This window comes from Enterobacter sp. MEB024, from assembly GCF_030209635.1.
GTDB lineage: Bacteria > Pseudomonadota > Gammaproteobacteria > Enterobacterales > Enterobacteriaceae > Enterobacter > Enterobacter ludwigii.
Map to the genome: position 1 here is coordinate 453,088 of NZ_JARVRQ010000001.1, position 12,124 is coordinate 465,211.

The following is a 12,124-nucleotide window of genomic DNA, read 5'->3' on the forward strand; positions in this document are numbered from 1 at the left end:
ACCATGCCCGGTGGCCATCGCTTACCGGGCCTGACTGTAATAGTTGAGTCTTTCCGCCAGCAAATCCACGAACGCTTCCCGGTCGATATCCACCATCAGCGTGGTGTTGGGTTGATTGCCCGTCAGCGAATAGTAGTCCACCACCGTCATACCCTGAGTGTATTTCCCCTGGGTTTCCACGCCTACCCACCGTTCTACCGTGGTAAACATCTCCGGTTTGAGCAGCCAGGCAATGGTGCACGGATCGTGCAGCGGCGCGCCGTGAAAACCCCATTTCTCGGCTTTGTGATACTCCATAAAGAAGTCCAGCAATTCTGCGACGGTTGTCGCCACCGGGTTGCCAATGGCACGAAAGCGCGCAATGTCGTGCGCCATTATTTGTGCGCGATGGGTGACGTCCAGGCCGGCCATGACAATCGGCAGGCCAGACTGGAAGACAATCTCTGCGGCTTCCGGATCGACAAAAATGTTGAACTCCGCCGCTGGCGTCCAGTTCCCGAGTCCCATTGTGCCGCCCATGATCACGATTCGGGCGATTTTACTGTGCAATTCCGGATGGCTGTTCAGCAGCAGCGCAACGTTGGTTTGCGGGCCGGTGGCCACCAGCGTGACCGGTTCCGCGCTTTCACGCAGCACTTTTGCCATCAACTCTACGGCGGTGCAGGGTTGCGCTTCAAACCCCGGTTCGGGCAGTGCCGGGCCATCCAGCCCACTTTCACCGTGCACGTTGTCGGCAATGATCAGATCGCGCATGAGCGGTTTGACGGCACCACCGGCGACCGGTATATCGGTGCGTTTGAGCAACGTCAGCATACGCAGGACATTACGCAGCGTTTTCTCCGGGGTCTGGTTTCCGGCAGAAGACGTAACGGCTTTGACGTCCAGTTCAGGGGAGGCAAGTGCAAGGACGAGGGCGATCGCGTCATCATGACCCGGGTCGCAATCGAGAAGGATAGGTTGTGCCATAGCGTGCTCCATACGTAGCATTATTTTGTGACAAGGTTAACGCTGCAATGTGACGCCGACGAGAAGAAGAGAGCTAAAGCGTGAAGCAGTGCGCAATCCGCAGATTGCGCACCGGGGAGATTAGTGCAGGATTTTGGCGAGGAAGTCTTTTGCTCGCTCGGATTTTGGATTGGCGAAGAACTCTTCTTTCGGCGAGTCTTCAACAATCTTCCCTTCGTCCATGAAGATCACGCGGTTCGCCACTTTGCGGGCAAAGCCCATTTCGTGGGTCACCACCATCATCGTCATCCCTTCGTGCGCCAGCTCAACCATTACGTCCAGCACTTCGTTGATCATCTCGGGATCGAGAGCGGAAGTCGGTTCATCAAACAGCATGGCGACCGGATCCATACACAGGGCCCGGGCAATAGCCACACGCTGCTGCTGACCGCCAGAGAGCTGCGCCGGGAATTTATCAGCATGCGCAGAGAGTCCCACGCGTTCCAGCAGCTTCAGACCTTTATCGCGCGCGAGCTTTTTATCGCGTTTCAGCACTTTTACCTGCGCCAGCGTCAGGTTCTCAATAATGGAGAGGTGCGGAAACAGCTCAAAGTGCTGGAACACCATGCCGACGTGGGAACGCAGCTGAGCAAGGTTGGTTTTCCTGTCATTGACTTTGGTGCCATTGACGAGGATCTCACCTTGCTGTACCGGCTCCAGGCCATTAACGGTTTTGATCAGCGTGGATTTACCGGAGCCGGATGGCCCACATACCACCACCACGTCACCTTTTTTCACTTCGGTTGAGCAGTCGGTCAGCACCTGAAAGTGCCCATACCATTTAGAAACATTTTTCAGGGAAATCATTATACAGTCCTTTTCTTCAGCCAGCTGACCAACAGCGACGCGCTTAAACTAATCACAAAATAGACGCCACCCGCGAAGAGCACCATTTCGACCTGCGTACCGTCACGTTCACCGATGGTAGACGCGGTACGGAAGAAGTCTGCCAGGCTCAGTACGTAGACCAGAGAGGTATCCTGGAACAGTACGATGCCCTGGGTCAGCAGGAGGGGGACCATGGCGCGAAACGCCTGCGGCAGAATAATGAGCTGCATGGATTGCCAGTGCGTCATCCCCAGCGCCAGCGCGGCGCTGGACTGCCCACGGGAAATACTCTGAATACCCGCGCGGATAATCTCTGAATAGTAAGCAGCCTCAAACATTGAGAACGCGACCATCGCGGAGATCAGGCGGATATCGGTTTTCGGCGACAGCCCCAGCACGTTTTGCAGAAAGCCGGGAACAATCAGGTAAAACCACAGCAGTACCATCACCAGGGGGATGGAGCGGAAAACGTTAACGTAGGCTGTGGCAAACCAGGCGAACGGTTTAAAGGCCGACAGGCGCATGACCGCCAGCAGGGTGCCCCAGACGATACCCACCACAATAGCAATCACGGTGATTTTTAAGGTGATCAGCAGGCCATCCAGCAGGTAAGGCATGGATGGAACGATAGAACTCCAGTCAAATTCGTACATTATTTGCCCCCCAGATTGCCCGGCAGGCGGATTTTGCGTTCAACCAGGTTCATCACCAGCATGATGAAAGTGTTAATCAGAACATAGGCGAGTGTGATCGCCGTGAAGGATTCCCACGCGTGAGCGGAATAATCCAGCAGCTTGCCCGCCTGTGCGGCCATATCCACCAGACCGATGGTCGAGGCGATGGCCGAGTTTTTCACCAGGTTCATCATCTCAGACGTCATCGGTGGAACAATGACGCGGTAAGCGTTAGGCAGCAGTACGTAGCGGTAAGTTTGTGGCAGCGTCAGGCCCATCGCCAGGCCAGCATTTTTTTGTCCGCGCGGCAGTGACTGAATGGCGGCACGCACCTGCTCGCAAACGCGCGCGGCGGTGAAAAGCCCCAGACAGAGCATGGAGGAGACAAAGAACTGCACGTTCGGATCCAGTTCCGACTTAAACCACATGCCAATATTTTCCGGCAGCAGTTCCGGGACGACCAGATACCAGGTGAAAAATTGCACAATCAGCGGAACGTTACGGAACAGTTCCACATACAGGGTGCCGAGAGATGAGAGAAAACGGTTAGGCACGGTGCGCAAAATACCGAACAGTGAACCGACAAGAAACGCGATAATCCACGACGTAATCGATAAGGCGACGGTAACCTGAAAACCGCTCCACAGCCAGCCAAGATAGGTGGTGTTGCCGAACGGGGCTTGTTGCAGGAATATGCCCCAGTTCCAGTCTATTGACATAATAAACTCCAGAAAAAAAAGGGTAGCAGCGCTACCCTCGAAGATTGGTGAGAAGCTCATTTTTCGCGCTGAGTGGGGAACGACCACTCAACGTATAGTCTGTCCATGCTTCCCGACAATCGAGAGGGCAGGAGATCCCGCCCCTGTTGTTCTAATTAGTTAAGAGCCTTGTCGTTTGGTGATTTGAACAGCGCTTTCATGTCGTCAGACAGTTCGAAGTTCATGTTAAGATTTTTGGGTGGAATCGGGTTATTGAACCATTTATCGAACCATTTTTCCGCTTCACCGGAGGTCTGAACCTGAGCGATGGTGTCATCGATCAGCTTCTTGAACTGCGGATCGTCTTTACGCAGCATACAACCGTACGCTTCTTTAGATTGCGCCGTGCCGACGATATCCCAGTTGTCTGGTTTCTTCGCTTTTGCACGTTCGCCTGCCAGCAGGGCATCATCCATCATAAACGCCACAGCACGGCCACTTTCCAGGGTACGGAAAGAGTCGCCATGATCTTTCGCGCTGATGATGCGCATATCCATTTTCTTCTCGTCGTTCAGCTTGTGCAGCAACACTTCGGAAGTGGTACCGGAGGTAACAACAACGGCTTTACCTTTCAGATCTGCAAAGTCTTTGATCTCGCCGCCTTTCTTGGTCAGCAGGCGGGTGCCCACGACGAAGATGGTGTCAGAGAAGGCAGCCTGTTTCTGACGTTCAAGGTTGTTGGTGGTGGAACCGCACTCAAAATCGAACGTGCCGTTTTGCAGCAGTGGAATACGGTTTTGTGAAGTGATTGGAATCAGCTTCACCTGCAGGTCAGGTTTGTTCAGCTTTTTCTTCACAGCTTCAACGATAGCGTTGGAGTAATCCTGTGAATAGCCCACGACTTTTTGCGTGTTGTCGTAGTAAGAGAACGGGACAGAAGATTCACGGTGGCCGACCACGATCACGCCGTTTTTGGCAATCTTGTCGAGAGTGCTCCCGGCAGCCGGAGCATCTTCAGCGTGAACGACGCTTGCCGACATCCCCATAACCAGCATTGCTGTGGCCAGTTTACGTAATTGCATACCCAACTCCTTTCTTATCAGCGCCAGTGACGCATTGATACCCATTGTGATGTTGTTATATCTCGCGCTATGCGAGTGCAGTGTTATGCAAGCTTGTTAACATTTAGTCTGGCTTAATGTAAAGATTTTGCTGCGTTATTGTTTATTTTTGCGAAGCGCGCCGCACCAATCAGAGGCAAATATCTCTCGTTGCACTGTTTCGGTGCTACCGGTGATCTACGCTGGTGCGACGAAGTTGCACGTTAAGCCAAACTGCGTTTACGTGGGGAAATAAAGCAAGAGACGTGCCAGAAATGCCCTCTCCCAACGGGAGAGGGGAAGGGAGGGGAAATTATCGACGACGCTGACGCAAGCTCATCAGCACCGCGCCAAATCCGAACAGCGCGGTCAGGATCCACAGCGGCCAGTTGCCGGTGCGGGCATAAGGCGTCAGGCCCGTCGCAGGCGTGACGTTGGTCGTCAGCACTTCACGGGTGAACTGCGGGATCATGGCCTGGATTTCGCCCTGCGGGCCAATCACGGCGGTAATGCCGTTGTTGGTGCTACGCAGCAGCGGGCGCGCCAGCTCCAGGGAGCGCATCCGCGCCATCTGGAAATGCTGCCACGGGCCAATCGACTTACCAAACCAGGCATCGTTGGAGATAGTCAGCAGGAAGTCAGTGTCCGGACGGAAGTTATCGCGCACCTGCTCGCCGAGGATAATTTCGTAGCAGATGGCCGCCGTAAGGGCAAAACCGTGCGCATGCAGCTGGGGCTGAACGTACGGGCCACGGCTGAATGAGGACATCGGCAGGTCAAAGAACGGTGCTAACGGGCGCAGAATGGACTCCAGCGGTACAAATTCGCCAAACGGTACCAGGTGATTCTTGTTATACCGGTCAGTGGAGTTGTAGCTGTATTCGCTGTCTTTACCCAGCGTAATGATGGTGTTGTAGGTGTCATAGCGGTTCTGCTGATTCAGACGCGCATCGACAATCCCCGTAACCAGCGTACTGCCGCGAGCCAGCAGTAGATCGTTCATCATGTTCAGGAACGGCTGCTGGTTAATTTCCAGATCCGGAATCGCCGACTCTGGCCAGATGATCAGCTGCGATTTACCCATGACCGCCTCGGTGGCGTTAGCGTAGATCTTCAGCGTGTTCAGCAGCTCTTTCTCGTCCCATTTCATTGACTGAGGGATATTCCCCTGCACCATTGAAACCTGTGTAGTGCGCTCTGGCACCAGGCTGTACCACTGGATATAACGCAGTGGGAAAGGTAGGGCAAACAACACCAGCGCCACGACCAGCGTCTTCCAGCTACGTGTGACCAGCACCAGGACCAGCAGTCCGCTCACCACCATCAACAGGAAGTTAATCGCTTCAACGCCCATTACCGGAGCAAGCCCCTTTAGCGGGCCATCAATCTGACTGTAACCGAACTGCAGCCACGGGAAGCCAGTCAGTACCCAGCCGCGAAGGAACTCGGTAATTTGCCAGACAACCGGCGCAGCAATGGCAACGCGCAGCCAGGTGGTTTTTGGCCACAGGCGAGAAAGGATACCCGCGAACAGGCCGGTATAGAGCGAGAGATAAGCGGCCAGCAGCACCACGAGGAAGACGTTAACGGGTCCTGGCATACCGCCAAACTGGGCGATGCTGACATAGACCCAGTTGATGCCGGAGCCAAACAGCCCCAGTCCCCAGAAGTAGCCAATCGCTGCCGCCTGGACGGGACGACGATTCAGGGTTAAACCCTGAAGTCCCATCAGGGAGAGAATGGCTGCAGGCCAGATATCGTAAGGAGAAAAAGCCAGCGTTCCGCTGGCTCCGAGTAACAGCGCCAGCAGCAGACGTACGCGCTGGCGTTCAAGTAATGGGGCAAATGCCATTTACATTAATCTTCCAGTTTTGGCACCGGTGAGTCGTCCGGCGTTCTGACATGAACCTGTATAATACGTCGGCTGTCGGCCATTGCCACTTTGAACTGGTAACCGTCGATGTCAACGGTCTCGCCGCGTGCCGGAAGGTGACCAAAGGCCTGCATCACCAGCCCGCCAATGGTATCGACCTCTTCATCGCTGAAATGGGTACTAAAGGCGTCGTTAAAGTCCTCAATCGAGGCCAGCGCACGAACGGTCCAGGTGTGACGGCTAAGCTGACGGAAGTCGATATCCTCTTCTTCGTCATACTCATCTTCGATTTCGCCCACGATCAGCTCAAGGATATCTTCGATCGTGACGAGACCGGAAACGCCACCAAATTCATCAATAACAATCGCCATGTGGTAGCGCTGAGAGCGAAACTCTTTCAGCATCCGATCCACACGTTTACTTTCCGGCACAACCACGGCCTGGCGTAACACTTTTTCCATGCTGAAGGCTTCGGCATCGCTGCGCATAAACGGCAGCAGATCTTTCGCCATCAAAATCCCTTCAATGTGATCTTTATCTTCGCTGATGACCGGGAAACGCGAGTGTGCGGATTCGATGATCACATCGAGGCACTCGTCCAGAGTCTGGTTACGTTTCAGGGTGATCATCTGCGAGCGGGGGATCATGATGTCGCGAACGCGCTGGTCGGCGATGTCCATTACCCCTTCGAGCATTTCGCGCGTATCTTCATCGATAAGGTCGTTTTGCCCGGAATCACGAATCAGCTCCAGCAGTTCGTCACGGTTTTTAGGTTCGCCGTGGAAAAGCTGGTTCAGAATGAGGGAGAAAAATCCCTTTTTGGTGTTTGTCGTGTCGCTACTGTGTGAATTGTCGTCGCTCATGGCGTTTGTTAAGGGTTCTCTTGTTAGTTCAACGTTTACCGCCGCGCTATTTCCCTACGCGGCGGCATGTTAGTCAGTCGGTCGACTGACTATTCTTTCTCGGCAATGTACGGATCCTCATAGCCCAGAGCAAGCATTATCTCTGTCTCGAGGGACTCCATCTCTTCCGCTTCGTCATCTTCAATATGGTCGTAGCCGAGCAGATGCAGGCTACCGTGTACCACCATATGCGCCCAGTGGGCTTCCAGCGGTTTTTGCTGCTCTTTAGCTTCCTGTTCCACGACCTGGCGGCAGATGATCAGATCGCCCAGCAGCGGCATCTCAATTCCCGGTGGGGCTTCGAAGGGGAAAGAGAGCACGTTGGTCGGCTTATCTTTCCCGCGGTAGGTCAGGTTAAGCTCATGGCTTTCGGCTTCATCCACCAGACGAATCGTGACTTCTGATTCTTCCTGAAACGGGGGGATAACCGCATCCAGCCATGTCTGAAACTGCGCCTCTTCTGGCAAGCCGGAATTATCGTCACATGCCAGTTGTAAATCGAGGATCACCTGACTCATTTTTGTTCTTGCTCCTGCGCTTCGCGCTTACGTTCTGCGGCCAGTTCTGCCTTACGCTTCTGATCTGCTTCTTCCCATGCTTCATAAGCGTTAACGATGCGCGCCACAACCGGGTGACGGACCACGTCTTCGCTGTGGAAGAAGTTAAAGCTGATTTCGTCGACGTCGGCCAGCACTTCAATGGCATGGCGCAGACCCGATTTGGTGCTGCGCGGCAGGTCAATCTGCGTGACGTCACCGGTAATGACCGCTTTTGAGTTAAAGCCGATACGTGTCAGGAACATTTTCATCTGTTCGATGGTGGTGTTCTGGCTTTCATCAAGAATAATGAAAGCATCATTCAGCGTACGGCCGCGCATATAGGCGAGCGGGGCAACTTCAATCACGTTACGCTCAATCAGCTTCTCCACTTTCTCAAAGCCGAGCATCTCGAACAGTGCGTCGTATAACGGACGAAGGTAAGGGTCAACCTTCTGGCTCAGATCGCCTGGCAGGAAGCCCAGTTTTTCACCCGCTTCCACCGCCGGACGGGTCAGCAGGATGCGACGAATCTCCTGGCGTTCGAGCGCATCAACCGCCGCGGCAACGGCCAGATAGGTTTTACCCGTACCCGCCGGGCCCACACCGAAGGTGATGTCATGGTCGAGAATGTTGGCGATGTACTGCGCCTGGTTTGGCGTACGCGGCTTAATAACGCCACGTTTGGTCTTAATATTGATGGCCTTGCCATAGTCCGGCACACTTTCTGCGCTTTGCTCAAGCACGCGCGCCTCTTTGATCGCGAGGTGGATCTGTTCTGGCTCGATATCCTGTATTTCACCGCGCATTGGGGCGGTATCCACATACAGGCTACGCAGAATATCCGCAGCGGCGTTGACGCAGAGAGGGCGTCCTGTGAGTTTGAAATGATTATCGCGACGATTGATTTCGATACCCAGACGTCGCTCCAGTTGTTTGATATTGTCATCAAACGGCCCGCACAGGCTCAGCAGGCGAGCGTTGTCTGCTGGCTCAAGGCTAATTTCACGCGTATCTATGTTCAAACTGTTCCTCTTTGATTGTTTAACTGACCCGGTGCCACCTGGTGTAATAAAACGGTCATTACCGAAATTATTCACGCCATAGAATAAAGGCGCAAGCGTTGCGGAAGATATTGGGGGCGATGAGAGGAAATACAAGGCCTGCCGAACCGGCAGGCCGGATGGCGTTATGGCTGGTAAATACCGACGCCAGCGTCGCTTTCTTTGCGGGTGCGGGACATGACGGATTCCGGCGACTGTGCGATACGCAGACCCATTTCGTCTTCGGTACGGACCACTTTCGCGCGCAGGGAGTTGGTCAGCACGTCGACAATCTCCACGTCCACAAATTTACCGACCATGTCTGGCGTGCCTTCAAAGTTCACGACGCGGTTATTTTCGGTGCGTCCTGACAGCTCCATAATGCTCTTACGGGAAGTGCCTTCCACCAGAATACGCTGGACGGTGCCGACCATACGACGGCTCCAGGCGTTGGCCTGCTGGTTGATACGCTCCTGCAGAATATACAGACGCTGCTTTTTCTCTTCTTCCGGCACATCGTCGACCATATCGGCCGCAGGAGTACCTGGACGCGCTGAGAAGATAAAGCTGTAGCTGACGTCAAAATTCACTTCGCCAATGAGCTTCATCGTGCGCTCAAAGTCATCCGTGGTTTCGCCCGGGAAGCCAACGATAAAGTCGGAGCTAATCTGGATATCTGGGCGGGCTTCACGCAGCTTGCGGATGATGGATTTGTACTCCAGTACCGTATGTGGACGTCCCATCAGGTTCAGCACGCGGTCGGAACCGCACTGAATCGGCAGATGCAGGAAGCTCACCAGCTCTGGCGTATCGCGATACACATCAATGATGTCATCGGTAAATTCCATCGGGTGGCTGGTGGTGAAGCGAAGGCGGTCGATGCCGTCGATCGCGGCCACCAGGCGCAGCAGTTCTGCAAAGCTGCCGGTGGTACCGTCGTAGTTCTCGCCGCGCCAGGCGTTGACGTTCTGGCCCAGCAGGTGAATTTCACGCACACCCTGTGCCGCCAGTTGCGCCACTTCAAACAGAATGTCGTCGGTCGGACGGCTCACTTCTTCGCCGCGGGTATACGGTACGACACAATAGGTGCAGTACTTGTTACAGCCTTCCATAATGGAGACGTAGGCTGTTGGACCATCCGCGCGTGGTTCTGGCAGACGGTCAAATTTTTCGATTTCCGGGAAGCTTACGTCAACCACCGGGCGGCGATTCTCGCGAACGGCGTTGATCATCTCCGGCAGGCGGTGCAGCGTCTGCGGGCCAAAAATAATATCAACATAGTGAGCACGCTGGCGGATCAGTTTGCCTTCCTGCGAGGCCACACAGCCACCCACGCCAATGATCACATCGGGTCTTTTGCGTTTGATAAGCTTCCAGCGGCCCAGTTGATGGAACACCTTCTCCTGCGCCTTCTCACGGATCGAACAGGTATTGAGCAGCAACACGTCCGCTTCGTTCGCGTTGTCAGTCAGTTGATACCCGTGCGTGGCATCCAGCAGATCGGCCATCTTGGATGAATCGTATTCGTTCATCTGACAGCCCCAGGTTTTTATATGGAGTTTTTTTGTCATCGACTTGCTCATGCTCAGGAATGCAGGGCGCGTATTGTAATGCTTTGCTGCGGTTGTGACCAGTATGAAGGTTGTCAACCTCAAGACCGAAAAAATCCGGTAAACTTAAGGTATATACCATTAAGGATAATTGACCATGACTCTCCAACAAACCGAAATTGCCGTTGTCGGCGGCGGTATGGTCGGCGGCGCACTCGCGCTGGGGCTGGCGCAGCAGGGATTTGAGGTGACGGTTATCGAGCAGGCTGCCCCTGTTGCGTTTGACCCGACGGCAAAGCCGGATGTGCGAATTTCAGCTATCAGCGCCGCCTCTGTCGATCTGCTGCGCGGGCTGGGCGTCTGGGATGCCGTGCTCGGGATGCGCGCGCACCCCTACAGCCGTCTCGAAACCTGGGAGTGGGAGAATGCGCATGTCGCGTTTGATGCCGCTGAACTGAAGCTGCCCCGTCTGGGCTATATGGTGGAAAACACGGTCCTCCAGCTGGCGCTCTGGCAGGCCCTGGAGGCGCATCCGAAAGTGACGCTGCGCGTCCCGGCGTCACTTAAAGCACTGCATCCCCACGAAGGCGGGTATTTGCTTGAGCTGGATAAGGGTGATGAGCTGGCCGCGAGGCTGGTTGTCGGAGCGGATGGTGCCAACTCACAGGTCAGGCAAATGGCGGGAATTGGCATTCATGCCTGGCAGTACCAGCAGGCGTGCATGCTGATCACCGTGCAGTGTGAGAATGACCCGGGTGAGAGCACCTGGCAGCACTTTACCCCGAATGGCCCGCATGCTTTTTTACCGTTGTTTGATCGCTGGGCGTCGCTGGTGTGGTATGACAAACCGGCGCGCATTCGTCAGTTGCAGGGGCTTTCAATGGAACAGCTGCAGCGAGAGATCCATCAGCACTTCCCACGCCGTCTGGGCAACGTCATGCCGGTTGCCGCCGGGGCGTTTCCGCTTACCCGTCGCCATGCATTGCAGTATGCCCGTGCAGGGCTGGCGCTGGTGGGGGATGCGGCACACACCATTCACCCGCTGGCGGGGCAGGGCGTGAACCTGGGATACCGTGACGTTGAGGCTTTATTGGATGTGCTGGGCAAGGCGCGCGCTCACGCGGAGGCCTGGGCCAGCCATCCGGTACTGAAACGTTACCAGACGCGACGTATGGCGGATAACTTTATCATGCAGTCGGGGATGGATCTGTTTTACGCCGGGTTCAGTAACGATCTTGGTCCGGTGCGCATTCTGCGTAACATTGGGTTGATGGCGGCGGAGCGTGCCGGTGGGCTGAAGCGTCAGGCGCTGAAGTACGCGTTAGGCCTTTAATCTGGGCGCCTTCTCCTGCGGGAGAGGGCTTTCGGATGCGGTACATAATCCAACAAAAACAAAAAAGCCCGCAGAGCGGGCTTTTTTGTTACTAAGTGGCTGGGGTGCAGGGATTCGAACCCCGGAATGCTGGTATCAGAAACCAGAGCCTTACCGCTTGGCGACACCCCAATTGCGTTAAACAATGTGCTTAACGACTTTTTTAAATTGGCTGGGGTACGAGGATTCGAACCTCGGAATGCCGGAATCAGAATCCGGTGCCTTACCGCTTGGCGATACCCCAACAATTTTTTCTCGTCTACCGAATCATTCGACAGATGACTAATTTGGTGGCTACGACGGGATTCGAACCTGTGACCCCATCATTATGAGTGATGTGCTCTAACCAACTGAGCTACGTAGCCAGTACTGCAATCTTCGATGGCTGGGGTACCTGGATTCGAACCAGGGAATGCCGGTATCAAAAACCGGTGCCTTACCGCTTGGCGATACCCCAATACCGCGGAGAACCGCAAAATCGAAGAAATATGGCTGGGGTACCTGGATTCGAACCAGGGAATGCCGGTATCAAAAACCGGTGCC

At 54.7% G+C, this 12,124-nt stretch carries 11 protein-coding genes and 4 tRNA genes; 1 reads left to right on the forward strand and 14 read right to left on the reverse strand.

Annotated features, from left to right (window positions below; all coding sequences use genetic code 11):
• Positions 1-21: 21 nt before the first annotated feature.
• The 10 genes from rihA to miaB all read right to left on the reverse strand — a co-directional run bounded on the left by rihA (position 22) and on the right by miaB (position 10,230).
• Complete coding sequence (gene rihA / locus QRN24_RS02120) at positions 22-966, reverse strand: pyrimidine-specific ribonucleoside hydrolase RihA (RefSeq protein ID WP_284942275.1); 945 nt, start codon at positions 964-966, stop codon at positions 22-24.
• A gap of 120 nt (positions 967-1,086) precedes the next feature.
• Positions 1,087-1,812: an amino acid ABC transporter ATP-binding protein gene (locus QRN24_RS02125; protein ID WP_014169127.1), complete on the reverse strand. Its 726-nt coding sequence runs from the start codon at positions 1,810-1,812 to the stop codon at positions 1,087-1,089.
• Positions 1,812-2,486, reverse strand: coding sequence for a glutamate/aspartate ABC transporter permease GltK (gene gltK / locus QRN24_RS02130; RefSeq protein ID WP_014169128.1), 675 nt, complete (start codon positions 2,484-2,486; stop codon positions 1,812-1,814). The genes QRN24_RS02125 and gltK overlap by 1 nt, the downstream gene beginning before the upstream one ends.
• The gene (locus QRN24_RS02135) at positions 2,486-3,226 is read right to left on the reverse strand and encodes an amino acid ABC transporter permease (RefSeq protein WP_284942276.1); all 741 of its coding nucleotides are present in this window, start codon (positions 3,224-3,226) and stop codon (positions 2,486-2,488) included. Before QRN24_RS02135 ends, gltK begins: the two co-directional genes overlap by 1 nt.
• A 155-nt stretch (positions 3,227-3,381) precedes the next feature.
• Positions 3,382-4,287 (reverse strand): amino acid ABC transporter substrate-binding protein, encoded by a 906-nt coding sequence (locus QRN24_RS02140; protein WP_284942277.1) that lies wholly within the window; start codon positions 4,285-4,287, stop codon positions 3,382-3,384.
• A gap of 331 nt (positions 4,288-4,618) precedes the next feature.
• Positions 4,619-6,157, reverse strand: a complete 1,539-nt coding sequence (lnt, locus tag QRN24_RS02145) for an apolipoprotein N-acyltransferase (RefSeq protein WP_284942278.1) — start codon at positions 6,155-6,157, stop codon at positions 4,619-4,621.
• Positions 6,158-6,162: 5 nt separating this feature from the next.
• A complete protein-coding gene (gene corC, locus QRN24_RS02150) occupies positions 6,163-7,041 on the reverse strand; it encodes a CNNM family magnesium/cobalt transport protein CorC (RefSeq protein WP_014169132.1) in 879 nt (292 codons plus the stop codon).
• Between the two features lie 89 nt (positions 7,042-7,130).
• Positions 7,131-7,598 carry an rRNA maturation RNase YbeY gene (gene ybeY / locus QRN24_RS02155; RefSeq protein WP_040016936.1) on the reverse strand — a complete coding sequence of 156 codons (468 nt, stop codon included), beginning with the start codon at positions 7,596-7,598 and terminating at the stop codon, positions 7,131-7,133.
• Positions 7,595-8,641: a PhoH family protein gene (locus tag QRN24_RS02160; RefSeq protein WP_020884987.1), complete on the reverse strand. Its 1,047-nt coding sequence runs from the start codon at positions 8,639-8,641 to the stop codon at positions 7,595-7,597. Before QRN24_RS02160 ends, ybeY begins: the two co-directional genes overlap by 4 nt.
• Before the next feature lie 164 nt (positions 8,642-8,805).
• Entirely contained in the window at positions 8,806-10,230 is a 1,425-nt protein-coding gene (gene miaB, locus QRN24_RS02165) for a tRNA (N6-isopentenyl adenosine(37)-C2)-methylthiotransferase MiaB (protein WP_020884986.1), read from the reverse strand.
• 136 nt (positions 10,231-10,366) lie between these two features.
• Between miaB and ubiF the strand changes: the two genes are divergently transcribed.
• Positions 10,367-11,542: a 3-demethoxyubiquinol 3-hydroxylase gene (ubiF, locus tag QRN24_RS02170; RefSeq protein ID WP_047743921.1), complete on the forward strand. Its 1,176-nt coding sequence runs from the start codon at positions 10,367-10,369 to the stop codon at positions 11,540-11,542.
• Between the two features lie 96 nt (positions 11,543-11,638).
• On the opposite strand, the gene QRN24_RS02175 is transcribed toward ubiF, so the two are convergent.
• From QRN24_RS02175 to QRN24_RS02190, 4 genes are all read right to left on the reverse strand, one after another.
• Positions 11,639-11,713, reverse strand: a tRNA-Gln gene (locus QRN24_RS02175).
• 37 nt (positions 11,714-11,750) lie between these two features.
• A tRNA-Gln gene (locus QRN24_RS02180) sits at positions 11,751-11,825 on the reverse strand.
• Positions 11,826-11,869: 44 nt separating this feature from the next.
• A tRNA-Met gene (locus tag QRN24_RS02185) sits at positions 11,870-11,946 on the reverse strand.
• A gap of 17 nt (positions 11,947-11,963) precedes the next feature.
• A tRNA-Gln gene (locus tag QRN24_RS02190) sits at positions 11,964-12,038 on the reverse strand.
• Between the last annotated feature and the right edge of the window lie 86 nt (positions 12,039-12,124).

Excerpts from the sequence above, each read along its gene's own strand:
- rihA (WP_284942275.1), bottom strand. The coding sequence starts at position 966 with ATGGCACAACCTATCCTTCTCGATTGCGACCCGGGTCATGATGACGCG.
- QRN24_RS02125 (WP_014169127.1), bottom strand. The coding sequence starts at position 1,812 with ATGATTTCCCTGAAAAATGTTTCTAAATGGTATGGGCACTTTCAGGTG.
- gltK (WP_014169128.1), bottom strand. The coding sequence starts at position 2,486 with ATGTACGAATTTGACTGGAGTTCTATCGTTCCATCCATGCCTTACCTG.
- QRN24_RS02135 (WP_284942276.1), bottom strand. The coding sequence starts at position 3,226 with ATGTCAATAGACTGGAACTGGGGCATATTCCTGCAACAAGCCCCGTTC.
- QRN24_RS02140 (WP_284942277.1), bottom strand. The coding sequence starts at position 4,287 with ATGCAATTACGTAAACTGGCCACAGCAATGCTGGTTATGGGGATGTCG.
- lnt (WP_284942278.1), bottom strand. The coding sequence starts at position 6,157 with ATGGCATTTGCCCCATTACTTGAACGCCAGCGCGTACGTCTGCTGCTG.
- corC (WP_014169132.1), bottom strand. The coding sequence starts at position 7,041 with ATGAGCGACGACAATTCACACAGTAGCGACACGACAAACACCAAAAAG.
- ybeY (WP_040016936.1), bottom strand. The coding sequence starts at position 7,598 with ATGAGTCAGGTGATCCTCGATTTACAACTGGCATGTGACGATAATTCC.
- miaB (WP_020884986.1), bottom strand. The coding sequence starts at position 10,230 with ATGACAAAAAAACTCCATATAAAAACCTGGGGCTGTCAGATGAACGAA.
- ubiF (WP_047743921.1), top strand. The coding sequence starts at position 10,367 with ATGACTCTCCAACAAACCGAAATTGCCGTTGTCGGCGGCGGTATGGTC.